The organism is Flavobacterium psychraquaticum, from assembly GCF_034497725.1.
GTDB lineage: Bacteria > Bacteroidota > Bacteroidia > Flavobacteriales > Flavobacteriaceae > Flavobacterium > Flavobacterium psychraquaticum.
Map to the genome: position 1 here is coordinate 83,783 of NZ_JAXKVR010000027.1, position 25,922 is coordinate 109,704.

Here is a 25,922-nt window from a genome sequence, read left to right on the forward strand (position 1 = left end):
TATATTTAGAAACTAAATAACTACCTACTATTATGAAAAAACTTATTTTCTTCTTTGTTTTATTGGCTTCTGTACTATCTTTTTCTCAAAAAGGGAAAGCAAAAGGAAAAACATCGCCAACTTCTAAAAATATCGTTTTAACTAAAGTTGACAATATTTCCGCCGAAATTATTACAGAAAAATCAGGAAAAAGAGTAGTGCTATTTGTGAAAAATGAAGCTCAAATAGATACTTTAGAAGTTAAAAAATTAGATAAGGCCGATTTTAAACCAACTAATTTTACTCTTAAAAGTTACACTACGCAAGGCAAGAAATTTTATTACGTAAATTGGAAAGAAGAAGTAAAAGTAGATACCAAATTAAAAAAAGAAAATGGAGTAGTAACAGAAGACCAGCTTTGGGATACGGAAACTAAAAAGCTTTTATTGGGAAACACACATAAATCTTCTCGGGTAAAAGAAACTATTTTTTTAGATGCAAATAAAACAGCTTCGCACGATGTAGAAAAAAATAGGAATGAAGGTTTTGAATTTGCACTAAACCCAGACGGAAGTTTTAATTTGAAAACAAAATCACAAACGAGTTCTTACGCTTATAACACTACTTCAGAAAGATACGAAGCTAAAAGCGCTTCAAAAGCATCGGCACCGGCTAAAAAGAAAAAATAATATAATTGTAATAAAAAAAAGGGAATCATTTGATTCCCTTTTTTTTTGGTTTATTTTGGCTTCATTGCATTTTCAATTCGTGCCACTAAATCATTCAAATGAAACTTTGTCAATCGATCTGCAGCAACTGATGCGCCTAATTTCAACTGTGTTTTCAACTCGTTTAATTGTCCGCGCGCAATCGACGGAATATCGGTTTCGGTCAAATTGATTCTTTTACCATTGAATGAAGCAAAATTACTTTTATCAGTAGCCATAGCTTCTACAAGTTTTGTAACAAACGATTTCTGTAAATTTCTACGATAAATGTCTATTGTAGCATTACTTTTAATTTCAGAGAAAATACCTTTTCTCAAATCACCCATTAACTCATCTACTGAATAATTGGCTTTGTTTTGAGAAGATGTCTCTAATAAACGTACTAATCGATCACCCGATAATAAACTCGATAAAGTTGCATCTTGAATTGATTTTATAGCTTCTACACCATTTTCTGGTCTAATTTTAGATAAAATAGTTTGGTCTAATAACCATTTTGGTGTTTTAAACAATTGTTCATTTAAGAAAGTAATTGCTTCGTTTTGAATAGCAGATGGCACCACTTCATATTTGTTGCCCTCCATATCGTATGTTTTTGGAGATTCGTAAATTCCACCAACATTTTTAGTAACGTGTCCCATATAACGTCTAAACTGACCCGTTAGTGAATTATATAAACCATTCAATTCATCATAGTCTTCCCCAGGTTCCTTACTCCATTCCAGTAAGTTTGGTAGAATTCTTTTTAGATTTTTAATTCCGTATTCTGAAGCTTTCATCGCATTATCACCTAAATCTTCTGTCTGAAATCGTGGATCATAAGGATTAGTTTCGGTACCAAATCTCAAACGTGGATTTTTATAAGCTTCTTTAGTCATATCATTTAAGATACTTTTCTCATCAACTTCATTATTGGCATCTTGGAAATAAGAGTAACCCCATTTAATTGCCCATTTATCATAATCGCCAATTCTTGGAAACAAATCGGTTACGCCATCTTCTGGTTGTGCAACGTAATTAAATCGTGCATAATCCATAATAGACGAAGTATGTCCGTTTGATTTTTGAAAATCCTTATCCCTTAATTTTTCAACAGGAGTTGCAAAACTTGCTCCCATATTATGTCTTAAACCCAATGTATGTCCTACTTCGTGCGAAGAAACAAATCGAATCAATTCTCCCATTAGTTTATCTTCGAATTTTTTATTTCTAGCAGCAGGATCAACAGCTGCAGTTTGAATTAAGTACCAATCACGCAATAAACTCATAATATTGTGATACCAACCAATATGACTTTCTAAAATTTCCCCTGTTCTAGGATCGTGAACATTTGGTCCGTATGCATTTTGAATATCTGCTGCAAAATAGCGTAGAACAGAAAATCTAGCATCTTCTAAACTCATTTCATCATTGTTTTCAGGCCAGTATTCACCACGAATTGCATTTTTCCATCCGGCAAATTCAAAAGCTTCTTGCCAGTCATCAATTCCTTGCTTAATGTAACTTTTCCATTTTTCTGGAGTTGCTGGATCAATATAATAAACAATCGGTTTTTTAGGTTCTATTAGTTCACCATTTTTAAGTTTCAATGCATCTTCTTCGTTTTTAGGTTCTAAACGCCATCTAACAGCGAAAATTTCTTCGTCGGCTTTATGAGAATCTTCTTCAAAAACATCATATTTATTGGCAAAATAACCTACTCGCTTATCAAAAGCTCTTTTCTTCATAGGTTTTTGAGGTAGTAGTAGTAAAGAAGTATTGAATTCAAAAGTTACAACTCCAGCCTCAAGGCCAGCAGGTATATCTGTTCCGATTCTTGGGGTTGGCGTAGTTGATATTTGTCTTGGACTAATTGTAAAAGTCTTGACAGTTCTAATCTCTGTGTTGATTGGAAATGATTTAATACTTTGAATAAAAGAACGATCTTTTTGAAAGGCTTGAATTTTCAACATTTGTTTATTAATTGGACTCAAAGAAAAAGTCTGAACATCGGCATCAAAAGCCGTATTCATATCAATTACATAACCTACATTTTCTTTTCCATCACTATTTTTTTTGTAGGCCAGAATATCGTAATTCCCAATAATTGGATCAGAACTTGAATTTTTAACCGCTTGCGTAATTGGTTTGTCTTCGTCTGGCGACATAATAATATAGGTAACCGAACGAACAAGAATATTGTGATTTAATCCTTTTTCAAATTTTATGACTTGACGATTTACTTCTTCACCACCAAATATTCCGCCGCCAGCTGGAGTTTTTGAATAGCGAGTAATTGCAATAATTTCCTTTCCAATTAAAGTATCAGCAATTTCAAAAAGATATTTATCGCCCACTTTGTGAACTTCTATTAAGCCCTTTTGTGATATAGCTGATGTATCAATTACTTTTTTATACGGTTTTGGTTCTTTCTTTAATTCTGGTTTTTTAGATTCAGCTACTTCTATCGGTGCTGTGCCTTTTTTATCTTTCTTTTTTCGTTGACCCGAAACATCTGTTGCATAGAGAAATACAAACAGACAACTTAGTAAGGTTAGTTTTTTAATCATTATTTATTTAGTTTTTGAGAATTTCAAAATTATCTGAAATTACTTTATTTTCGGGGTTTATTAAGATATTATTAAGCTTTTTAACAACTGTTTATTTGATTTTAATTTAAAATATCGCGCTTAGTATGCATGCATAGTATTTATTTTTATTATATTTGATACTTAATTCAATTCAAAAATGGAAAAACAATCTTTAACATCGCTTTTAAAAATTACGCACCCAATAATTATTGCACCAATGTTTTTGGTATCGAATACTAAAATGGTAATTGAAGGAATGAAAAGTGGCATTGCAGGTTGTATTCCAGCACTGAATTATAGAACTTTAGAAGAGTTAAGAGCAGCAATTACAGAATTAAAAGAAGCAAAAGTCGCTGGCGGAAGTTTTGGTTTTAATTTAATTGTAAATAAATCTAACGTAAAATACAAAGAACAGTTGCGTATTCTATGTGAAGAAAAAGTAGATTTCATAATAACTTCATTAGGTTCACCCGAAGAAACAATTAGAGAAGCTCATAAAGTTGGAATTAAAGTGTTTTGTGACGTTACTGATTTGTCTTTTGCAAAGAAAGTAGAAAGTTTGAAAGCAGATGCATTAATTGCAGTTAACAATTTAGCAGGCGGACATCGCGGTGAAATTTCTCCAGAAGCATTAATTAAAGAGTTGAATGAAAAAACTTCTTTACCTGTTATTTCAGCTGGTGGAGTAGGAAAAAAATCTGATATAGACAAAATGTTAAGTTATGGAGCCATTGGTGTTTCTGTCGGAAGTCCATTTATTGCTTCAAACGAAGCTGGTGTTTCTCAGGAATATAAACAAGCTTGTGTCGATTTTGGTGCAAAAGATATCGTGATGACCGAACGCATTTCGGGAACTCCTTGTACAGTTATTAATACACCTTACGTACAAAAAGTAGGAACGAAACAATCATGGTTAGAAACTAAATTAAATAAATATAAAAGCTTGAAGAAATGGGTCAAAATGATTCGTTTTTATATCGGAATGAAAGCTACTGAAAAAGCAGCAACGCAAGTTACTTACAAGACGGTTTGGGTAGCTGGTCCAAGTATTGAAGATACAAAGGCCATTTTGCCTCTTGCAGATATTGTGAAGAAGTTAGTGTCGTAATTAATTTATAATTACATTTGTACGAAAGAAATTACTTTGAAAAAAATCACGAATTATTTCATTATCATTATAACCGTTTTTACATTCGGTTTTTTGGCGTGGAATAATTCGGAAGATATAAGTTCAAATACAAAAATTATTGATTTCGCTAAAGAAGTTAATTCTAAAATTGAACAGAATAATTTCCATCTCAACGCTGAGGGAATTCAAAAAGAAGCTTTTTCTTTTAAAACCGGACAAACTAATTCACGTTCAAATGAAATTGTAAGAAAACTTACTTATCCGTTTTTCCATACAGTTTCATTTATTCAAATGGAGTTATTTTATAAAAATAGTTTTGAAGTTTTTTTTAATAAAAAGAACTTTATAGATTTGTTTTTTACAACTTCCATCATCATTTTTCCTTTTCATTATTTTTGGTAATTTTTATTTCACATTCTAGTTAATTCCTTGTATTTAATATATTTAGGAAAGTATTCTTATGGACTAAATTTAAAATAAAATCAAAAATGGATATTACCAATACTATACTTGGAGCCGTACTTTTCTCATTCATTATCGGACCAATTTACATCATCAACAAAAACGTTAAAAAGAAAAAAAGTCAAGCTTTAAAAGCCTTAAATGAATTATCAGCCGATAAAAACGATAAATTCATAGAAGCTGATTTCTGGAATAATGATTTCGGAATCGGATTAAAATCGGAAGAATTATGTTTCATCGGAAAGTACGAAGATTCAGTATTCAAAGACGTAATTCGAATGAAAGAAATTAAAAAATGTACAATTGTTAAAATAGGAAAATCTGGAGTTCCAAAAGAGACCCACGATATTGTAAAATTGTCTTTGCATTTAGAATTTAAAACACAAAAAGATATATACTTAGTTTTTTTTGAAACTAGTTCTACTCACTTTATTATAGGTGAAGAAGTAAGATTAGCTAACAAATGGCAACAACTAATTAGCAGTAAAATTTAAAACTAAAAGAGCCTCAAATTAATTTGAGGCTCTTTTTTATTATGTTTTGAGAATATTATTCAATAGACAATTCAAATACTTTATCCCATAATTTTCCTGTTACAAAATAAGTTTTAGTAGTAGGATTGTAAGCAATTCCATTGAAAGCATCAATTAGTTCGTGTTGTGTTACTTTACTTCTTAAATCTGAACAATTAATAACATTCGCAACAGCACCCGTTTTTGGATCAATTACTGCGATAGCATCTTTTTGATAGATGTTAGCCCAAATTTTTCCATTAATCCATTCCATTTCATTTACTGCTTCAATTTTGGCACTATTGGTAAATACATTAATGAAATCCTCCACTTTTAAGGTTTCCGGATTCATAATATAAATTTTTTCAGAACCATCGCTCATGTATAATTTTTCGCCGTCGTTTGTAATTCCCCAACCTTCGGTTTCAATTGTAAATGTCTTTTCTAATTTTAAAGTGTTGACATCATAAACAAAAACTGTTTTTTCCTTCCAAGTTAATTGGTAGATTTTGTCCTTTAAAACCGTAATCCCTTCACCAAAAAACTTATCTTCTAGTTTTATTTGTTCCGATAGTTTTCCGGTACTGTAATCTGTTTTCCTTAAACTAGATTTTCCATATTGCCCGGTGCTTTCTAATAAAGTACCTTTATAAAATTCGAAACCTTGCGTATAGGCAGTAATATCGTGTGGATAAGTGTTTACAATTTTATAATTTAAAATTTTAGGTTCATTAGTTGCAAATATTGAAAAGCCAGAAGAGATTTCTACATTTTTTCCTTCAAAATAAACCAAAGCTTTAATCGTTTGATTTCCTAATTTTTGATCTTTTAACTCAAAATGTAGCTTAGTATTTCCTTTAACAGTACCAACTTTAAAGTTGTTGATGAAGTAAATTGTTGAGTCAATAGTCTTGTTTTCTATATTTTTTAAAACCAAATCAACGCTTTCTTCGAGCTTTAAAATTGGTTTTATGTTGGTATTATCAACTTCAAATAAATTTTTTAATGCATTTTCATCATCTTTACATGCAGTAGAAATTACACCTAATACTATGAAAGCGAATAGCTTAACTTTTAACATGGTTTAAATATTTTATACCGTAAATATACAATGATTTTTTATACTCACAATTGACTTGCAAAAATATAAAAAGTTTGTATATTTGTACCGGCAAGTCCTACACGACCAGCTCCTGCAGACTCCTCCAGGGTGGGAACACAGCAAAGGTATGTGGTTGTAGCGGTGCGATGTAGGTCGCTTGCCATTTTTTGTTTCTTTTGATCTTTTTCAAAAATAAATATAGAATTGTAATCTCCTTTTAAGGAGATTTTTTATTTTTTACAACAATTCAAAGCCTATGAAACTTACTTGGCAAATTGTACGTTTGCAACTCAAAGAAACTTTTTCGATTAGTTATGGAAATTACACGTTTAGAGAAGCATTAATTGTTTGCCTTACTAAAAACGGAAATTCAGGTTATGGCGAATGCACAGCCATTGACTATTACGGTATTAATTTAAATGATTTTATTCAGAAATTAGAAAAAATTAAAATTCAAATTGAAAACCAATTAATTTTTCATCCAACAGAATTTTATACTTTTTTAGAAACTTTGCAACTGCATTCCTTTTTAAGATCTGCTTTAGATTGTGCTTATTGGGATTTATTCGGAAAATTAGAGAAAAAAAGCTTTCTAGAATTAAATGCGATCGAAATAAATAAGCTTCCTCAATCGTCGATTACAATTAGTGTCGCTCCAATCGAAGAACAACTGAAAAAAATTGCAAATTCCAACTGGAATAAATTCAAAGTAAAATGCAATAATTATGATCAAAATGCAATTGACTTACTTTTGAAATCGGGTAAAGAAATTGCTTTAGATGCAAATGGAAGTTTTTCAGCTGATAATTGTCAACGATTAGAAGAAAATTCTTCAACTGCAAATTTCACTTATATTGAGCAACCAATGAAAATAGGAATTTCAAATTACAAGCAGTTGAATTCCTTTAAATTCGCCAATTGGATGGCCGATGAAGATTGTCAGGAAGCTACAAAACTTTCGGATTTAAAATCACATTATAAAACTATCAACATTAAATTAGTAAAAACAGGTGGATTAACTCCCGCTTTACAACTAATTAAAGATGCTCGAAACAACAATTTGAAAATTATGATTGGTTGTATGACCGAATCAACTGTGGGAATTTCGGCCGGAGCAGTTTTAACTCCTTTAGTTGATTATGTAGATTTAGACGGTGCCAATTTAATCGCGAACGACATCGCATTAGGAAGTACAATTGAAAGAGGAAACGTATTACTATCTGATAAACCGGGTTTGGGAATTTCTTTAAAATAATTTCTTAAACCTTTTAAAAGCTGTATTTTCGCAGTATAATTCACGATATAATGAGTAAAGTAGTATTAATTACAGGCGGTTCATCAGGTATAGGAAAATCTATTGGCGAATTTCTTCATCAAAAAGGATTTATGGTATATGGAACCAGCCGTAATCCTAATAAAATCACCAATTCAATCTTCCCTTTGGTAGCATTAGATGTTCGAAATAAGGAAAGTATTGTAAATTGTATTGCTGAAGTTATTCAAAAATCTGGTCGATTAGATGTTGTAATTAATAATGCTGGTGTTGGAATTACAGGACCAATCGAGGAAATTCCTACAGAAGAAATCAAGAATAATTTCGAAACCAATTTATTTGGACCTATTGAAGTGATGAAAGCCGTATTGCCTCAAATGCGTTCGCAAAAATCGGGTTTAATTATTAATGTTACTTCTATTGCGGGTTATATGGGATTGCCTTACAGAGGCGTCTATTCGGCTTCAAAAGGTGCTTTGGAACTAATTACGGAAGCCTTGCGAATGGAAGTAAAATCTTTCGGAATTCATATCACAAATGTGGCTCCAGGAGATTTTGCAACTAATATTGCCGCAGGACGTTATCACGCTCCAGTTGTGAAAGGTTCGGCTTATGAAATCACTTATGGAAAATCTTTAAAAGAAATGGACAATCACGTGGATAGTGGCAGTAATCCAAACGAAATGGCAACTGCTATTTTCGCGATTATTCAAGATGAAAACCCTAAAATTCATTATAAAGTTGGTGCTTTTATGCAAAAATTTTCCATTGTTTTAAAAAGAATATTGCCTGATAAAATGTATGAAAAAATGCTAATGAATCATTATAAGTTATAGAATTTTAAGGTTAGAATTCAGAAGTTAGAATTGTGAACTTGATTTTTCAATTGTAATAGAACTTGCAATTGATTTTTGAATTTGATTTCTTACTTTTGTAATTCAAAACAATACATAAAAAAAACAGAAAATATGAAATTTTTTATTGACACAGCTAATTTAGAGCAAATTAAAGAAGCACAAGAATTAGGTATTTTAGATGGTGTTACAACAAACCCGTCTTTAATGGCTAAAGAAGGAATAACAGGGAAAGATAATATTTTAAAACATTATGTTGCCATCTGTAATATTGTAGACGGTGATGTTAGTGCCGAAGTAAATGCAATGGATTTTGAAGGAATGATTAAAGAAGGCGAAGAATTAGCTGATTTACATGAACAAATCGTTGTGAAACTACCAATGACTAAAGAAGGTGTAAAAGCATGTAAATATTTTTCAGACAAAGGAATTAAAACGAATGTAACGTTGATTTTCTCTGCTGGTCAAGCTTTGTTAGCGGCAAAAGCAGGAGCAACTTACTGTTCGCCTTTCGTTGGAAGATTAGATGATGTTTCTACAGATGGTTTAAATTTGATTGATGAAATCCGTCAAATTTATGATAATTATGGTTTTGAAACGCAAATTTTAGCAGCTTCAGTTCGTCATACAATGCATATTATTAATTGCGCAAAAATTGGAGCAGATGTAATGACTGGACCTTTGTCATCAATTACAGGTCTATTAAAACATCCGTTAACTGATATTGGAATTGCTCAGTTTATTGCAGATTACGAAAAAGGGAATAAATAATTCTTCATTTACTATAAAATCAAAAAGCGTCTCGAAATCGGGACGCTTTTTAGTTATATATGTTTTTATTATTATTCTAAGTTTTGTTCAAAATGCACATCAAAGAAATTGGCGAAACCGTTTTTAATAGTTCCATCAGCATTTAAAATAATAACACGATGCACTTTTGTGATTACCCATAGCTTACGTATTTCTTCAAAATCAACAGAATGTAGTTCTTTAAAAACATTCAAATTATATTTCTTAAGCGCATTTCGCCACTTCGAATCAGCATCATTGATATTGATGGCTATAAAATCATAATTTGGGTATTTCTTTTTAAATTCCGATGCTTTTTTATGTGCAGAAATTAAATGTGATTCCGCAGGAGTAGTCCAGAAAAATAAAACAGTAGGCTTTTTAATTGCAGTTTGAATATCAAAAGCTTGATTATTTTTGTCAATTAATTCAATTTTCGGAAGCTTATTGCCTACTTTTAAATTCTGTACATAAGAATATATTTCCGTAATTTCCTTTTCTTGCGCCACATTTGTAGATAGTTGCAAATAGCGCTCTACAAACTTTTTATTGTTATACATATTCTGATCTTCTAACAAATACATTAAAGCTACATTGTTCAAAACAATATTTTTAGCTTTTTCGTTTTTAATTAGCGTATCTGTAATGTTTAATTTTGCAATATTATTGTTTAATGAATTTTCATTTAAATCTTTTGCGTTGTTCTGAAGCGCCACATTGTTTAATAGTGAATTCACATATCTAATATAGGGTGAAAAATCAGATAATATAGGATTATCAAAATCAACTTCTTTTCGGTGCTTGTAATAATTTTTAGGCAAATTTGGCCTTATATTTTCACCAGTTCTAAATTGATGCGCATAGGGATAAATTTCTTTCTTAGCAATATGGTGAAGATCTAAACTTGCTTTTGCAATTAAGTCAAAATTTGAATCCCAACCAATTTCAGCTTTTTTCTTCAAATAAAAGGAATTTCTTATAGCAAAACTAGAATCGATGTTTTTGATGAATTTTGTTACATCTCTATCAAAAGTATCAAACATTGAGGCTCTGTCTGCTTCGTTTTGAAGATATAATTCCATCAGAAAATTATTTTTTTCATCTCCACGACCACAAAAAACAATTGAATTATCAAAATCAAATGTATTTAAGCGAATCATCAAACTATCATTTTTATCAAAATACACATATTGATATTCTGGATCATGCTTAAAAGTATATAAACCAGGTGCTAATGAATCGAATTTATGCATAAATCGATTGTTCTCATCTAGAAAGATAGTATCTATAAGATCATTATCTTTCATAAATAAAACGTAATTTTCTTGCGGATTTACAATTTCACCACCAATGTAGGCTACATAGTTATCCGTATCAAAACCTTTTTTACAAGAAGTTAGTGTAGATAATAATGCGATAGATAGGGGTAATAAATATTTAATGTAATTCTTAATCATTCAAAAGATCATTAATTTCTAGACAAATGTATTGGTTTCTATGAAATTAGCTTGTTAACGTTCAGTTAAAATAAACCTATATTAATTCTAAATAATCCTTCCTAAAATCTACTATTTTTACTACTTTTGCATTAGTTTTTAAAAGATACAAAAAATGTTAACAATTTCAAATTTATCAGTTCAATTTGGTAAAAGAATTTTATTTGATGAAGTAAATACAACTTTCACGCAAGGAAACTGCTACGGAATCATTGGAGCAAATGGTGCTGGAAAATCTACCTTTATGAAAATCATTGCTGGCGAAATGGAACCTACTGCGGGTAGAGTTATCCTTGAACCAGGAAAACGTATGTCTGTTTTAAGCCAAAACCACAACTTATTTGACGAGCATACTGTTTTAGAGACAGTTTTGATGGGGAATAAAGTTTTGCATGCTATTAAAACAGAAATGGATGCTTTGTATGCTGATTATACAGATGAAAATGCCAACAAAATTGGAGAGTTACAATTGAAGTTTGACGAAATGAACGGTTGGAATGCAGAAAGCAATGCCGCTACAATGTTATCAAACTTAGAAATTGGATCAGAACATCACTACACTTTAATGAGTGAAATGGATGGAAAATTAAAAGTTCGCGTCTTATTAGCTCAAGCTTTATTTGGTAATCCAGATGTGTTGATTATGGATGAGCCTACAAACGATTTGGATTTTGAAACAATTGGTTGGTTAGAGAATTTCTTAGCAAATTACGAAAATACGGTTTTAGTAGTATCGCATGACCGTCACTTTTTAGACGCAGTTTGTACACATGTTTCCGATATTGATTTTGGGAAAATAACGAATTATTCCGGTAATTATACGTTTTGGTACGAATCTTCGCAATTAGCAGCACGTCAAAAAGCACAACAAAATAAAAAGGCTGAAGAGAAAAAAGCAGAATTAGAAGAATTCATTCGTCGTTTTAGTGCGAACGTTGCTAAATCGAAACAAGCTACTTCTCGTAAGAAAATGATTGAAAAATTGAATTTAGACGAGATTAAACCTTCAAGCAGAAGATATCCAGCTATTATTTTCGACACGGAAAGAGAAGCAGGAGATCAAATCTTAAATGTACAAGACTTAAGTGCTTCAATTGATGGCGAAGTTTTATTTAAGAATGTAAATTTAAATATGGCTAAAGGTGATAAAGTGATAGTTTTCTCTAAAGATTCTAGAGCTACAACTGCTTTTTATGAAATCTTAAATGATAAAATGAAAGCCGATTCTGGAACATATGATTGGGGAATTACAACTACACAATCTTATTTACCTGCTGATAATCATGAATTTTTTGATGCTGTGGATTTGAATTTAGTAGATTGGTTACGCCAATGGGTAAAAACCGAAGAAGAAAGAGATGAAGTTTATGTTCGTGGTTTCTTAGGGAAAATGATTTTCTCTGGCGAAGAAGCTTTGAAAAAATGTAACGTTTTATCAGGAGGAGAAAAAGTTCGTTGTATGTTATCGCGTATGATGATGATTAGAGCTAACGTATTAATGTTAGACGAACCTACGAATCACTTGGACTTAGAATCGATTACAGCGTTTAATAATTCATTGAATAACTTCAAAGGTTCAGTATTGTTCACCACACATGACCACGAATTTGCACAAACTGTAGGAAATAGAATCTTAGAAATAACCCCAAAAGGAGCAATTGACAGATATATGACTTTCGACGAATATTTAGACGATGAGAAAGTTAAAGAATTAAGACAACAAATGTATTCTTAACATATTCCCGTTACTAATTTTAGTAACGGGATTTTTTTTGAATCTAATTGCTTTTAGAAAAAGAAATTCTAAATTTGTACAAATAACACACTATGAGTCAAAAAGTTTTGCTCACTTCAAAAGAAGTACACATTATCTTGCATCGATTAGCTTGTCAACTAATTGAAAATCATCTCGATTTCTCAGATACTATTCTAATTGGACTACAACCAAGAGGTAAGTTTTTAGCCGAAAGAATCAAACAAATTTTAGAATCGGATTACCAAATTAAGAACATTCAGTTGGGCTTTTTAGACATTACGTTCTTTCGTGATGATTTTAGACGTGGCGAAAAGCCGTTGGAAGCCAATAAAACCCAAATCGATTTCTTAGTAGAAAATAAAAAAGTAGTTTTCATAGACGATGTTTTGTTTACGGGAAGAAGCATTAATGCAGCATTAACGGCAATTCAATCATTCGGAAGACCTTCGGAAGTGGAGCTTTTAGCCTTAATTGATAGACGTTTTAGCCGTCATTTACCAATTCAACCTGATTATAGAGGAAGACAAGTCGATGTAATCAACAACGAAAAAGTCTTGGTAAAATGGCAAGAACAAGATGGAGAAGACGCCGTTTATTTAGTTACAAAATAATAATATGATTTTCAGATTTTCAGAAGTTAGATTTTCAGAAGGTCCGAAACAACCGAATATCCAAATACAATGAAAGAATTATCAGTAAATCATTTAATAGGAATAAAAAACATCACTAGAAAGGATATCGAATTAATCTTCGAAACTGCCGATCAGTTCAAGGAAGTAATCAATCGTCCCATCAAAAAAGTACCTTCATTACGTGATGTTACTATTGCAAATATCTTTTTTGAAAACAGTACAAGAACCAAATTATCATTCGAATTAGCTCAAAAACGACTTTCCGCAGATGTGATTAGTTTTTCGGCAACACAATCTTCGGTTAAAAAAGGAGAAACTCTGATTGATACCGTAAACAACATTTTAGCGATGAAAGTAGATATGGTTGTGATGCGTCACAGCAGTCCGGGAGCGGCTCATTTTTTATCTCAAAATGTAAGTGCAAGTATTGTAAATGCAGGAGATGGAGCTCACGAACATCCCACACAAGCTTTGTTAGATAGTTTTACGATTAGAGAAAAATTAGGCGATGTTGGTGGTAAAAAAGTAGTTATTGTTGGAGATATTTTACATTCAAGAGTTGCGCTGTCAAACATCTTTGCGCTTCAAATGCAAGGAGCCGAAGTGAAGGTTTGTGGTCCAAAAACACTACTTCCTAAGTATATCGAATCACTTGGAGTAACTGTAGAATCAAACCTTCGTAAAGCGCTGGAATGGTGTGATGTAGCGAATATGCTTCGTGTACAGAATGAACGGTTGGATGTGAGTTATTTTCCTACAACAAGAGAATATACACAGCAATATGGCGTTACAAAAGAATTATTAGATTCACTTAATAAAGAGATTGTTGTGATGCATCCAGGACCAATTAATCGTGGGGTAGAAATCACGTCCGATGTAGCAGATTCTGGACAATCAGTAATTCTAAATCAGGTAGAAAATGGAGTAGCTGTTCGAATGGCGGTTATTTATTTATTAGCGAGTAAGATTAAGAATTAAATACTATATTAGCCTTATTCATTACTAAAAATAGCTTTTATGAAAGTAGAACAAAAAGGTCATACAACGGTTTTAAAACACACCCTTAATAATGTGGAAGCTTTTGTTGAAAAAATCACGAATCAATACCACGAATTTCAAACTCAAAATTTAATTTTAGATCTTTCGCAAGCAAAGGAAGTTTCGAGTTCTTGTTTACTTCATTTTAAAGATTTTTCAAAAAATCATACAAAAGCAAAAAAATCAGTTATTATTGTGACCGATAAAGTAAATATTGATGAAATTCCAGATTATTTAAACGTTGTACCTTCTGTTTTAGAAGCTTTCGACATGATAGAAATGGACGAAATTGAACGCGATTTAGGGTTTTAAAAATTCCTACTAAAATATTATTTTATTAAAGCTAAAAATACGATGGTGTTTTTAGCTTTTTTTAGTTCTTTTTGCTTCCAAAAAACAAGTTTTTGATTTCCTTAAATTTTACATTTTTATTCAAGAAACCTTCATTTTGATGCTTAAAAATCCCTTTTAAAGCTTAAAAGGCTTTTAAAAGTTGTAAATCTCTAAAAAATTTCGTAAATTAGCAATTCACAGGAATTACAGCAATTTCAAATTGCATTCTAATTAATTCCTTAACTCGATAAAGAGTTAAATTCTGCCATACAATATGCGCTAACTATTTGTGCTTGTTTTTAGCAAGTGCAATCTAATTTTATATACACAAAAATGAGTAAAAAAAGAGTCGGAATTATTGGCGCTGGTCCCAGTGGATTAGCCCAGTTAAGAGCTTTTGAAGCCGCTAAGAAAAAAGGATTTGAAGTACCCGAAGTGGTTTGCTTCGAGAAACAAAGTAATTGGGGAGGCATGTGGAACTATTCTTGGCGAACAGGAGTAGGGAAGTATGGCGAGCCAATTCACGGAAGTATGTACAAATACTTGTGGTCTAACGGCCCAAAAGAGTGTTTGGAATTTTCTGATTATTCTTTTGATGAGCATTTCAAAAAGCCAATTTCCTCTTATCCACCAAGACCTGTTTTGTTTGATTACATTCAAGGACGTATTAAAAAAGGCAATGTAAGAGATTATATTCGCTTTGATACTACCGTAAGATGGGTAAATTTCAACAAGGAAACTCAAAAGTTTGAAGTGGTTTTAGATAACTTAAAAGACGACGTCACTTATACCGAAGAATTTGACTATTTAGTAGTTGCTTCCGGACACTTCTCTACGCCAAATATGCCTTATTTTAAAGGAATTGAGCATTTCCCTGGGCAAGTTTTGCATGCACATGATTTTAGAGGTGCGGATCCTTACAAAGACCAAGATATTTTAATTGTTGGAAGCAGCTATTCTGCCGAAGATATCGGTGTGCAATGTCACAAACACGGAGCAAAATCAGTTACTTTGAGTTATCGAAGTAATGCAATTGGCGTAAACTGGCCCGAAGGAATTTCCGAAGTGCCTTTATTGATGCGTTTTGAAGACGATATTGCCTATTTTAAAGATGGTACTTCTAAACGATATGATGCCGTAATTCTTTGTACGGGATATCAACATAAATTCCCGTTCCTTCCAGACGAATTGCGAATGAAAACCAAGAATAATTTGTATCCGGATCAGGTGTATAAAGGAATTTTCTTCAACGAATTGCCTAATATGATGTATCTCGGAATGCAAGATCAATATTATACATTTAATATGTTCGATACGCAAGCTTGGTTGGCTAGAGATTACATGATGGGAACTTATAGGTTACCCAATAAAGAAGAACGCCGTGCTGACATGAATAAATGGTTGGTAGCCAATCAAAAACTAGAAAACAGCTTTGATCATGTTGATTTTCAAACGGAATATATCAAAGATTTGTTGAGCTTGTCTGATTATCCCGATTTTAATGTAGATAAAGTTGCAGTCATGTTTAAAGAATGGCTGAAAGATAAAGACGAAGACATATTGACTTATCGCGATAAAACCTTCCAAAGTGTTGTTACCGGAACTACAGCTGAAACCCATCATACCGAATGGATGGACGAATTAGATGATAGCAAAGAACGCTATTTATACCTGGATGAATCTAGCGAAGAAATGGAAGCTGTGTTAGAGAATAATATTTAATAATAAATACTTTTTTAAAGAGTACTTGTTTGTTTTTGAAACCCCACTTATCCCAGTTGATTTGTGGGGTTTTTTAGGGTTTAGTTTTAAATTTTAATTGTTGAAAACACAAAATTAGAATAAAATTAACCTTTTTAAAGGGTAAGAAATACTATCTTAGCAATTGGAATAAATTTCTGTAAATTGTAATTGCTTGCTGCTTAGTTGTGCTTTAATTTTTGATGCAAACGAAACAGTTCAAAACCTGAAACATTTTAAATTTGAAACTACAAATACTCGGCTGCTATGCCGCAACACCACGAACCATAACCAATCCCACTTCCCAAGTGTTAGAGATTAAAAATCATTTATTTCTGATCGATTGTGGCGAAGGAACGCAAGTGCAATTGCGAAAGCATAAAATCAAATTTTCGCGTATTAATCACATCTTTATTTCGCATTTACACGGGGATCATTTTTATGGTTTAATCGGGTTAATCTCTACGTTTATGTTGTTGAATAGAGAAAACGATTTGCACGTTTATGGTCCGAAAGGAATTAAAGAAATTATTTTATTGCAACTAAGAGCTTCCGGATCTTTTACGGGTTATAATCTATATTTTCACGAATTAGAATCCAAAGAAAGTGAAGTGATTTACGAAGACGACAAGGTAACTGTGAGCACCATTCCATTGAATCATCGGGTATATACGAATGGTTTTTTGTTTCAAGAGAAAGTTGGGAATCGGCATTTAAACATTGAAGCAGTTGCCAAATATAAAATTGAAAAATGTTATTTCGATAAAATTAAACAAGGTGGAAATGTTACTTTAGATTCGGGTGAAGTTATTGAAAAAGAGTTGCTTTCTTTTCCTCCAGATGCCACTAAAAGTTATGCCTTTTGCAGTGATACGATGTACGACGAATCAATTGTGCCACTAATTAAAGAAGTAGACGTTTTGTATCACGAATCCACATTTTTAGATTCCGAACAACAATATACCGAAAAAACAAAACATTGTACGGCAAAAGAAGCTGCAAAAATTGCCAAATTAGCGAATGTGAAACAACTTATTTTAGGACATTATTCCACAAGATATGGCTCCATCGAACCTTTTAAAACTGAAGCCGAAACTGTTTTTGAAAACGTTTTATTAGCTGATGATGGTCGGGAATTCGAATTTTAAATTAGGAAGCAACACAGATTTTATAAATCAAAGAAATTACTAAAATCACTTTAAAATAAATCTCTAACTTCTAGGACTTATATGTTTTAAAACAACAAGTCAAATTTTAATAAATATGATACAAACGGTTATTTTTGATATGGATGGCGTAATTGTAGACACAGAACCAGTGCACCATTATGCTTATCACGAACATTTTAAAGAATTAAATATTGATGTTACTCCAGAAATGTACGCGTCTTATACTGGTAATTCAACACGTAATATTTTTCAGAAATTAAAAGAACATTTTGATTTACAAGAAGATGTTGAAAATTTAATCTTGCGAAAACGCCACTTGTTTAATGAAGCTTTTGACACCAAAGAAAATTTATTTCTAATTGAAGGTGTGGAAGATTTGATTAAAGATTTACACTTAAATGGCGTCCAATTAATTTTAGCTTCTTCGGCTTCTAAAACTACAATTGAGCGTGTTTTCAATCGTTTTGATTTGCACCAATATTTTACGCATAAAGTTTCAGGTGAAGATTTTCCAAAATCCAAACCACATCCTGCCATTTTTGAACACGCAGCTAGTTTATCTGTTGCACCAAAGGAACGTTGCATTGTGATCGAAGACAGTACAAACGGAATTCAAGCTTCAGTTTCCGCCGGAATTTTCTGTGTGGGCTACAACAGTTTTCATTCAAAAGATCAAGATTTATCCCAAGCAAACACAATTGTGCAACATTTTAATGAATTGAACTTTGAAAAAATACGCGATTTGAATTAATTGCGTTTTTCGTCTTGAAAAGTGTGTTTGGCAACAATTCGTTTTCCATCTTTTTTCACAGCTTCATCTTTTCGCATCGACCAAAAGAAATCACTTGAAAACTTGCGAGCTTCTTCTAAATTTACAATCGGAAAAGGATAATCGCGTCCAATTTCGAAATTATAGAAAAGTTGTTCTATTGGCGTTAATTTCCAAGGTTCGTGGACAAATTCGGATGGGATATTCGCCAATTCTGGGATCCATTTTTTAATAAAAATCCCATCAGCATCGTGTTCGTACGAATTTTTCACCGGATTATAAACGCGTAACGTATTAATTCCAGTAACGCCAGCTTGCATTTGAATTTGCGGATAATGAATTCCAGGTTCAAAATCTAAAAATTGTTGGGCTAAATGTGGACTACAATTCTGCCAAGGCTGAAATAAATGATGCGTATAAAATGAAACGACCAAAGCACGCATTCTAAAATTCAAATATCCTGTTGTGTTCAAGCAGCGCATACAAGCATCTACAAGCGGAACACCAGTTGTTCCGGTAATCCACGCTTTGTGATATTTGGCATCAACACGTTGTTTTAGATCGCGATAGCCTTTGTTTACGGCTATAAATTCCATTGTACTTTCCATTTCAAACTTTTGAATAAAATGACCTTGCCAACGCAATCTCGAAGCAAAATTAGAAATGGAACGCTTGAATTTTCCATGCTGATGCACTTCCCAAGCTCGCGTATACACTTGCCGAATGGATAAATTTCCCCAAGCAATATAAGGTGATAATCTACTGCATCCTTTGCGAGCTAATTCGGGTTTTGAAATGTGACTGCTGTAATTTTGAACGCGACCTTCAAAAAAAGAATTCATATAACGCATCGCTGTAGGAACTCCGCCTTTTTGAAAATTAGGGGTGTGAATGGTTTTAATGGAAGGAATATCAAAATGGTTTTCTAATTCCTCAATTTCAATATATTTGACGAAACTTCTTGGCGTAGGAGCAAAAGGCAAACAATCTTTATCCATATAATCATACCAATCTTCTTTCCAATTTTTACGATTTTTGATGCCTCTAATTACGCCATTGGTGATGTATTCGTTCCAAATAATTCCTTTTTCCTTTAAAAATTTTGCAACAGCTAAATCCCGATCAAAAGTTAATTTAATTCCAGTTTCTTGATGCGAATAAACCGATTTCAGTTTGATTAATGAAGTTAGTTTTTCAAAAACTGGTAAAGCTTCACCCTGAACAATTAGAATTTGGGTATGAAAAGGTAATAATTCTTTTTGAAGTGCTTCTAAAGATTGTTTTATGAAATCAAAATGACGCTGACTATAATGATAATCTTTTAGTAAAGAAGGTTCGAAAATATATAACAATAGCGTTTTTCCGGAAGTCGATAAGGCTTCTTGCAAGGCTTCGTGATCGTGCAAACGCAAATCTCTTTTGAACCAAACAATTTTCATCTTCTAAGTTTTTAGGTATTTTGGGGTAACTATAACTTAACCAACCGCTTCTTTATACACTTTTAAACAGCGTTCTCTAGCTTCTTTGTGATCTACAATTGGTTTTGGATAATACTGGGTTTCCAATTCAGGAATCCATTTTTTTATGTATTTTAAGTCTTTATCAAACTTCTTAACTTGTTCGGTTGGATTGAAAATACGAAAATACGGAGCAGCATCCACTCCAGAACCTGCAGCCCATTGCCAGTTTCCAACATTACTCGCCATTTCATAATCCAATAAATGTTGAGCAAAATAGGTTTCGCCCCAACGCCAATCGATAAGTAGATGTTTACACAGGAAACTTGCCACAATCATTCGTACGCGATTGTGCATATGTCCGGTGGCGTTTAATTCTCGCATTCCCGCATCTACAAAGGGATAACCTGTTTTTCCGGCACACCATTTTTTAAACAATTCTTCATTATTTTGCCAAACAATGGCATCGTATTTTGGTCGAAAACTCGATTTATATGTATGTGGGAAATGCCATAAAATTTGCATAAAAAATTCACGCCAAATCAATTCGTTCCAAAACGTTTCATTTTGTTCCGAAATTGCTTTTTTAATCATTTTTCGGATGGAAACCGCTCCAAAACGAAGATATATTCCCAAATACGACGTTTTATTTAAAGCTGGAAAATTTCGAGTTGCTTCGTAATTCTGAATTAAATCTTCAGAAACATCAAAAGGTGTGATGTTAATTTCCGATTTTTCAAATCCGATGGCGTCTAAACTTAAAAAAGGATAGGAGTGAAGTGCTATTTTATCTAGCTTTTCTTCCGAATTATAAGGGACCAAAATAATCTTTTTGAAGTTTTCTTTCCACTTTTTTGAAAACGGCGTAAAAACTACATAAGGCGTTCCATCATCTTTTACGACTTCACTTTTTTCAAAAATTACTTGATCTTTACTGGTTAAAAACGATACCTTTTGGGAAACAAAAAACTGATTCATTTCCTTATCGCGTTTTCGTGCATAAGGTTCGTAATCGTGATTCGTATAAACCGAAGTAATCTTATTTTCCGAAAGCAATTTTTCAAATACTTCTAAAGGTTTTCCGTGAAAAACCGCTAAAGATTTACCTATTTTTTGTAATTCCAACTGAATTTTCTCTAATTGGGAATGAATAAACGCCACTCGGGCATCGTTTTTCGGCAATTGCGACAGAATTTCATCATCAAAAATGAAGATGGGCAACACTTCCTCAGAACTATTTAAAGCGTGAAAAAGTCCAACATTATCTTCCAATCGCAAATCGCGTCTAAACCAAAATATTTTCATATCAATTTCAATATCAAAATTCAATTGCACTATCAAAAATCAAATTCAATTACAATTTAAAAAAAACAAAACATAAAGCCTTTTAACCTTATAAACCCTAAACTTATAAACCTCTAATTCACCAATAAAGTCGACATTCCGCCATCAACATTGAAAGTTTGTCCTGAAATCCAAGAGCTTTTATCGCTCAAAAGAAAACTAGCCATTTCAGCAATATCGTCTGCTTTTCCAAAACGTTTCAGCGGATGGCGTTCGGCTGATTTTTCTTGCTTGGTTTCGTTATTTAAGAATTTATCGGCTAATGGCGTATCTGTTAATGATGGTGCAATTACGTTCACTCTAATTTTTGGAGCATATTCGGCAGCTAATGCTTTAGCAAACCCTTCAATCGCACCTTTTGAAGCAGCAACACTAGTGTGGAAAGGCATTCCCATAGAAGCAGCAACCGAACTAAACAAAACAATACTCGATTGATCCGAAGCCGTTAAATTAGGTAAAATCGATTGAATAACTTTCACTAAACTAATAAAATTAATCTGTAAATCGTTTTCAAAAGCTTCAGGCTTCAATCCTCTAAACGGACGTAAATTAATACTTCCCGGACAATATACTAAACCATCAATCACTGCTGGTAACGTGGAAAGATCTAAAGTATCGTTCAAAGCATCAAACGGAATATGAGTAACATTTAAGTCCTCTAAATTCTCATTCGTTCTTGAGGCAACAAAAACATTATTTCCTGATTCTATTTCTTTCGCAATTGCTAATCCGATTCCGTAAGAACCTCCGATTAATAAGATGTTTTTCATATTAATTTCCTCTATATGTAGAATATCCGTTTGCACTCAACGTAATTGGAACGTGGTAATGTTCGTTGTCTTTGATTTCAAAAACCACTTCTACAAATGGATAGAAACTTTCTAATTTTTGGCTTTCAAAATAAGGCTTCACCATAAAAATAAGTTTGTAAACACCAACATTTGAAGTTTTCATTTTTAAAAACTCTTTAATTCTTCCGTTACTATCTGTTTTACTTTCGTCGATTGCAATCCATTTTTTACCGTCTAATTTTTCCAATTGTACTAATACGTTGGAAGCACCTTGACCTTTAGAAATGTCCAAAATGTGTGTACTCAATTGAAATTTTTCTTGTGTATAACCCAATGTACTAACGAGTAGAAACAATAATACTGCTAACTTTTTCATAATTTTTATCCTTTAAATTCTCCGTATAATTCAATTAATTTTTTTTTTCTGTATTCAAATATTTCATTCAACTTTGGTTTTACTAAAAATGGATGAACTAACTGACCTAAAATCCCCATAGGAACTTTATAATCTACAATATCTTCCATTTCAACGCCGCCAGGAATCTCTTTGATAAAATGTTTGTGATGCCAAAGAGCATAAGGACCAAATCGCTGCTCATCTACAAAATACGATTTATCTACAACGTGAGTGATCTCAGTTACCCATTTCGTTTTTATTCCTAAAATAGGCGTTACTATATATTGGATAATTTGTCCGGCATACATCGGTCTATCGGCACCTGATAAAATATTGAATCCCATATATTCGGGTGTAATTAACTTAAGATTTTTTGGATCAGAAAGTAATGCCCAAGCTTGCTCTAATGTAATGGGTAACTTCTGTTTGGTATGCATTGTGTAAATCTTCATTCTAATATTTTTTTGTAAATTTACAACTTTGTTTAAACTTATTGCATATAAATTAAACAAAATTACTTCATTTAAGTTTAAATTAACATTTGGTTTCAGAAGTATTTGTAATTTTGAAACTCTAATAAAAATTTAAAACTATGAAAAAAATTATCGTGGTGTTAGCTGTGTTTTTAGCTAATTTCGTTGTGGAAGCACAAGTAAAAACGCCTCAATCAAGTCCAATGACTAAAATTGAGCAAGTGGTTGGATTAACAGATGTTAAGATTGAGTATTCAAGACCAAGTGCAAAAGGAAGAACAGTGTATGGAGATTTAGTTCCTTTTGGAAAAAACTGGAGAACTGGAGCAAACGGAAATACTACAATTTCTTTTAGCGAAGATGTGAAAATTGGTGGAAAGCAACTTAAAAAAGGGAAATATGCTTTATTCACTACTCCGAAAGCGGATAGCTGGGATATAATTTTTTATACAGATTCAAACAATTGGGGTTTACCAGAAACTTGGGACGAAAGTAAAGTAGCGTTAAAAACTTCTGTAAAACCAGAAACTTTAAACAAACCTGTAGAATCTTTCAGTATTTTTTTAAACAATTTATCTAATGACACGGGTGTTTTAGAAATTTCTTGGGAAAGAACAATGGTTTCAATTCCTTTTGAAGTTCCTACACAACAAGCGGCAATGGCTAGTATTGAAAAAGCATTAGCAGGACCAGCAGCAGCAGATTATTTTGCAGCAGCTCAATATTTCTACCAAACTAATGGTGATATGGCAAAAGCATTAGCTTGGGTTAACAAAGCAGTTGAGGCTACTCCAAAAGATAAAGACGCACCCTTCTGGTACTTGAGATTAAAATCTTTAATTCAAGCTAAAAATGGAGATAAAAAAGGAGCTATTGCAACAGCAAAAGAATCTTTAGCACTTGCTACTAAAGCTGGTAATGGAGATTATGAAAAAATGAACAAAGACAGCATTGCTGAGTGGTCTAAATAATCTTTAGAAAATATTTTAAATTAAAAGTCTCGATAAGTATCGAGACTTTTTTTATGGTGTATATTTGCTTAAAACATTTTCAATGCTTTGCCTTATTAGTAAATATAAAGAATTACGATTCAATTTAATTAAATAACTTTTTGTAGATAAGCAAAGCAATATAATCAACTCCTAAAAAACAATTTGAAAAGTACGTTTCTTTATTACTAATAGTAATACATAGCTTCAAAGAATGTCTAAATCATTCTTACGTTATACTAATAACTAAAAAGTCCCGAAATATATCGGGACTTTTTTATGAATTTGATTTGTTGAAAAACTTTTGTAATACTAAAGATAAAGTAATGGTTAAAAGTGCACCAATAAAGTTGAGCCACAAATAGCTTACAATATCTAAGTAAAAGATGTAGAATATCGTTAATTGACTGATGCAAGCACCAATAAACACGGCTTTTCCTTTGATGTAATTGATATAAAAACCAATTAAGAAAATACCTAAAACTGTTCCATAAAATACAGAACCAATGATGTTTACGAGCTGAATTAAATTTTCAAACAACGAACTCACACAAGCGAATCCGATGGCTATAATTCCCCAGAATAAAGTGAAATATTGTGTAGCATAAACATAATGTTTGTCGCTTTTTTCGCCGACATTTCGTTTATAAATATCAATTGCAGTTGTGGCAGCTAAGGAGTTTAATCCGGAAGCACTTGATGACATCGCAGCACTGAAAATTACGGCTAAAAGTAAACCTAAAATCCCTTTTGGTAAGTAATGCATAATAAAATACAAAAACACATAGTCTTTATCATTGGTTTCGGTATTTTTATCCGCTTGAGCTATAACTTCTTTAGCTTCTTCTCTTAAATCTTTTTCTTTCAATGAAAGTGCCACCATTTGTTTTTTCAAAATGGGATTATCATATTCATTGTGTTTTAACTGCTCAATATAAATTTGATTGACAATTTTTTTATCGGTATTAATCTGTTCTAATTTATATTCTAACTTTTCGTAATTCTCTTTTTGTTCGGATGCTTTTACTTTTTCAACGTTTGTTGGATTAAAATGTAATGGAGCATTATTAAATTGGAAGAAAACGAAAACCAATACACCAGTTAAAAGGATGAAAAATTGCATTGGTACTTTTAAAATACCATTCATAATCAATCCCATTTGACTTTCTTTTACCGATTTTCCTGATAAATAACGCCCAACTTGTGACTGATCGGTTCCAAAATAGGATAACATCAAGAAGAAACCTCCCGTAATTCCACTCCAAAATGTGTAACGTGTTTCCGGATTGTAAGAGAAATCTAGAATGTCCATTTTACCATTCGCACCAGCGATATGAAGTACATTTGAAAAATCTACTTCGGGCGGTAAGTTGGATAGTATTATAAAGAAGGTAGAAAACATTCCCAACATAATGATGAACATTTGTTGTTTTTGGGTCATATTTACCGCTTTGGTTCCTCCAGTTACGGTGTAAACAATAACCAAAGTTCCAATGATAATATTCAACATTGTCAAATTCCATCCTAACAACGCTGATAAAATAATGGAAGGAGCATAAATCGTGATTCCTGTTCCTAAACCACGTTGGATTAAGAATAATATAGCGGCTAAAGTTCGGGTTTGAACGTTAAAACGTTGTTCTAAATATTCGTAAGCCGTAAATACTTTTAATTTGTGATATATCGGAATGAACGTGTAAGCAATAACAATCATTGCTAACGGAAGTCCAAAATAAAACTGCACAAATCCCATTCCATCGTGATAAGCTTGTCCAGGTGTAGATAAAAAGGTAATAGCACTTGCTTGAGTTGCCATTACGGAAACTCCAACAGTAAACCACGGCGTTTCGTTGTTATCAAGCAAATAATCTTTAACGTTGGCACTTCCTTTTGTTTTCAACGCACCATAAATTACGATAAAAAATAGGGTAGTGGATAATACAATCCAATCTAAAATCTCCATATTAGTTGTAAATTTCCATTATTAGATAAAAAATCAAAATGTAGATAGCATTCAGTAATAAAACGATGCTATAACTTTTTTTCCATTTGTGTTTTTGTTCGTCCATTTTCTATTTTAATTTCAAGTTTAATTACAAAAAAACTAGGTTATAAATTTTTGTAATTTCTTTAATTTTTC

General features: G+C 32.2%; 24 protein-coding genes and 1 other RNA gene. 16 read left to right on the plus strand and 9 right to left on the minus strand.

The features are described from left to right. Positions 1-32: 32 nt before the first annotated feature. The gene (locus T1L09_RS06425) at positions 33-668 is read left to right on the plus strand and encodes a hypothetical protein (protein WP_322550134.1); all 636 of its coding nucleotides are present in this window, start codon (positions 33-35) and stop codon (positions 666-668) included. Between the two features lie 50 nt (positions 669-718). Here the strand turns inward: T1L09_RS06425 and T1L09_RS06430 are convergent, their stop codons facing one another. After that, positions 719-3,256: a zinc-dependent metalloprotease gene (locus T1L09_RS06430; protein ID WP_322550135.1), complete on the minus strand. Its 2,538-nt coding sequence runs from the start codon at positions 3,254-3,256 to the stop codon at positions 719-721. A 178-nt stretch (positions 3,257-3,434) separates the two neighbouring features. Here T1L09_RS06430 and T1L09_RS06435 point away from each other — a divergent pair, with 178 nt between their 5' ends. The 3 genes from T1L09_RS06435 to T1L09_RS06445 all read left to right on the plus strand — a co-directional run bounded on the left by T1L09_RS06435 (position 3,435) and on the right by T1L09_RS06445 (position 5,362). Continuing rightward, positions 3,435-4,385: an NAD(P)H-dependent flavin oxidoreductase gene (locus tag T1L09_RS06435; protein WP_322550136.1), complete on the plus strand. Its 951-nt coding sequence runs from the start codon at positions 3,435-3,437 to the stop codon at positions 4,383-4,385. A 36-nt stretch (positions 4,386-4,421) separates the two neighbouring features. After that, entirely contained in the window at positions 4,422-4,808 is a 387-nt protein-coding gene (locus T1L09_RS06440; RefSeq protein ID WP_322550137.1) for a hypothetical protein, read from the plus strand. Positions 4,809-4,894: 86 nt separating this feature from the next. Next, positions 4,895-5,362, plus strand: a complete 468-nt coding sequence (locus T1L09_RS06445; RefSeq protein WP_322550138.1) for a hypothetical protein — start codon at positions 4,895-4,897, stop codon at positions 5,360-5,362. Positions 5,363-5,417: 55 nt separating this feature from the next. Here the strand turns inward: T1L09_RS06445 and T1L09_RS06450 are convergent, their stop codons facing one another. Next, positions 5,418-6,461 carry a glutaminyl-peptide cyclotransferase gene (locus T1L09_RS06450; protein WP_322550139.1) on the minus strand — a complete coding sequence of 348 codons (1,044 nt, stop codon included), beginning with the start codon at positions 6,459-6,461 and terminating at the stop codon, positions 5,418-5,420. Between the two features lie 88 nt (positions 6,462-6,549). Between T1L09_RS06450 and ffs the strand changes: the two genes are divergently transcribed. The 4 genes from ffs to fsa all read left to right on the plus strand — a co-directional run bounded on the left by ffs (position 6,550) and on the right by fsa (position 9,380). Then, positions 6,550-6,647, plus strand: an RNA gene (gene ffs, locus T1L09_RS06455) — signal recognition particle sRNA small type. Between the two features lie 91 nt (positions 6,648-6,738). Further along, positions 6,739-7,737, plus strand: coding sequence for an enolase C-terminal domain-like protein (locus T1L09_RS06460; RefSeq protein WP_322550140.1), 999 nt, complete (start codon positions 6,739-6,741; stop codon positions 7,735-7,737). Between the two features lie 50 nt (positions 7,738-7,787). After that, the gene (locus T1L09_RS06465) at positions 7,788-8,591 is read left to right on the plus strand and encodes an SDR family oxidoreductase (protein ID WP_322550141.1); all 804 of its coding nucleotides are present in this window, start codon (positions 7,788-7,790) and stop codon (positions 8,589-8,591) included. A gap of 132 nt (positions 8,592-8,723) precedes the next feature. Further along, a complete protein-coding gene (fsa, locus tag T1L09_RS06470) occupies positions 8,724-9,380 on the plus strand; it encodes a fructose-6-phosphate aldolase (RefSeq protein ID WP_322550142.1) in 657 nt (218 codons plus the stop codon). A gap of 71 nt (positions 9,381-9,451) precedes the next feature. On the opposite strand, the gene T1L09_RS06475 is transcribed toward fsa, so the two are convergent. Continuing rightward, positions 9,452-10,855, minus strand: a complete 1,404-nt coding sequence (locus tag T1L09_RS06475) for a TlpA family protein disulfide reductase (RefSeq protein WP_322550143.1) — start codon at positions 10,853-10,855, stop codon at positions 9,452-9,454. 154 nt (positions 10,856-11,009) lie between these two features. Between T1L09_RS06475 and T1L09_RS06480 the strand changes: the two genes are divergently transcribed. The 7 genes from T1L09_RS06480 to T1L09_RS06510 all read left to right on the plus strand — a co-directional run bounded on the left by T1L09_RS06480 (position 11,010) and on the right by T1L09_RS06510 (position 18,313). Next, positions 11,010-12,629: an ABC-F family ATP-binding cassette domain-containing protein gene (locus tag T1L09_RS06480; RefSeq protein WP_322550144.1), complete on the plus strand. Its 1,620-nt coding sequence runs from the start codon at positions 11,010-11,012 to the stop codon at positions 12,627-12,629. Positions 12,630-12,721: 92 nt separating this feature from the next. Continuing rightward, positions 12,722-13,261, plus strand: coding sequence for a bifunctional pyr operon transcriptional regulator/uracil phosphoribosyltransferase PyrR (pyrR, locus tag T1L09_RS06485; protein WP_322550145.1), 540 nt, complete (start codon positions 12,722-12,724; stop codon positions 13,259-13,261). Between the two features lie 69 nt (positions 13,262-13,330). Continuing rightward, positions 13,331-14,260 carry an aspartate carbamoyltransferase catalytic subunit gene (locus tag T1L09_RS06490; RefSeq protein ID WP_322550146.1) on the plus strand — a complete coding sequence of 310 codons (930 nt, stop codon included), beginning with the start codon at positions 13,331-13,333 and terminating at the stop codon, positions 14,258-14,260. Between the two features lie 39 nt (positions 14,261-14,299). Beyond that, positions 14,300-14,632, plus strand: a complete 333-nt coding sequence (locus tag T1L09_RS06495; protein WP_322550147.1) for an STAS domain-containing protein — start codon at positions 14,300-14,302, stop codon at positions 14,630-14,632. A 354-nt stretch (positions 14,633-14,986) separates the two neighbouring features. Next, the gene (locus tag T1L09_RS06500; protein ID WP_322550148.1) at positions 14,987-16,375 is read left to right on the plus strand and encodes an NAD(P)/FAD-dependent oxidoreductase; all 1,389 of its coding nucleotides are present in this window, start codon (positions 14,987-14,989) and stop codon (positions 16,373-16,375) included. A gap of 260 nt (positions 16,376-16,635) precedes the next feature. Continuing rightward, positions 16,636-17,541: a ribonuclease Z gene (locus T1L09_RS06505; RefSeq protein WP_322550149.1), complete on the plus strand. Its 906-nt coding sequence runs from the start codon at positions 16,636-16,638 to the stop codon at positions 17,539-17,541. 115 nt (positions 17,542-17,656) lie between these two features. After that, the gene (locus tag T1L09_RS06510; RefSeq protein ID WP_322550150.1) at positions 17,657-18,313 is read left to right on the plus strand and encodes an HAD family hydrolase; all 657 of its coding nucleotides are present in this window, start codon (positions 17,657-17,659) and stop codon (positions 18,311-18,313) included. On the opposite strand, the gene T1L09_RS06515 is transcribed toward T1L09_RS06510, so the two are convergent. The 5 genes from T1L09_RS06515 to T1L09_RS06535 form a co-directional block, all read right to left on the minus strand. Further along, the gene (locus tag T1L09_RS06515; RefSeq protein ID WP_322550151.1) at positions 18,310-19,770 is read right to left on the minus strand and encodes a cryptochrome/deoxyribodipyrimidine photo-lyase family protein; all 1,461 of its coding nucleotides are present in this window, start codon (positions 19,768-19,770) and stop codon (positions 18,310-18,312) included. The two genes, T1L09_RS06510 and T1L09_RS06515, sit on opposite strands and share 4 nt — an antisense overlap. 36 nt (positions 19,771-19,806) lie before the next feature. After that, complete coding sequence (locus tag T1L09_RS06520; protein WP_322550152.1) at positions 19,807-21,093, minus strand: cryptochrome/photolyase family protein; 1,287 nt, start codon at positions 21,091-21,093, stop codon at positions 19,807-19,809. A 113-nt stretch (positions 21,094-21,206) separates the two neighbouring features. Further along, positions 21,207-21,902, minus strand: coding sequence for an SDR family NAD(P)-dependent oxidoreductase (locus T1L09_RS06525; protein WP_322550153.1), 696 nt, complete (start codon positions 21,900-21,902; stop codon positions 21,207-21,209). Between the two features lies 1 nt (position 21,903). Then, positions 21,904-22,299, minus strand: a complete 396-nt coding sequence (gene uraH / locus T1L09_RS06530) for a hydroxyisourate hydrolase (protein ID WP_322550154.1) — start codon at positions 22,297-22,299, stop codon at positions 21,904-21,906. 5 nt (positions 22,300-22,304) lie between these two features. Continuing rightward, positions 22,305-22,772 (minus strand): SRPBCC family protein, encoded by a 468-nt coding sequence (locus tag T1L09_RS06535; protein WP_322550155.1) that lies wholly within the window; start codon positions 22,770-22,772, stop codon positions 22,305-22,307. Between the two features lie 140 nt (positions 22,773-22,912). Between T1L09_RS06535 and T1L09_RS06540 the strand changes: the two genes are divergently transcribed. Beyond that, positions 22,913-23,764: a DUF2911 domain-containing protein gene (locus tag T1L09_RS06540; RefSeq protein WP_322550156.1), complete on the plus strand. Its 852-nt coding sequence runs from the start codon at positions 22,913-22,915 to the stop codon at positions 23,762-23,764. A gap of 295 nt (positions 23,765-24,059) precedes the next feature. Here T1L09_RS06540 and T1L09_RS06545 read toward each other — a convergent pair whose 3' ends face one another. Then, the gene (locus T1L09_RS06545; RefSeq protein ID WP_322550157.1) at positions 24,060-25,745 is read right to left on the minus strand and encodes a sodium:solute symporter family protein; all 1,686 of its coding nucleotides are present in this window, start codon (positions 25,743-25,745) and stop codon (positions 24,060-24,062) included. Positions 25,746-25,922 lie beyond the last annotated feature (177 nt).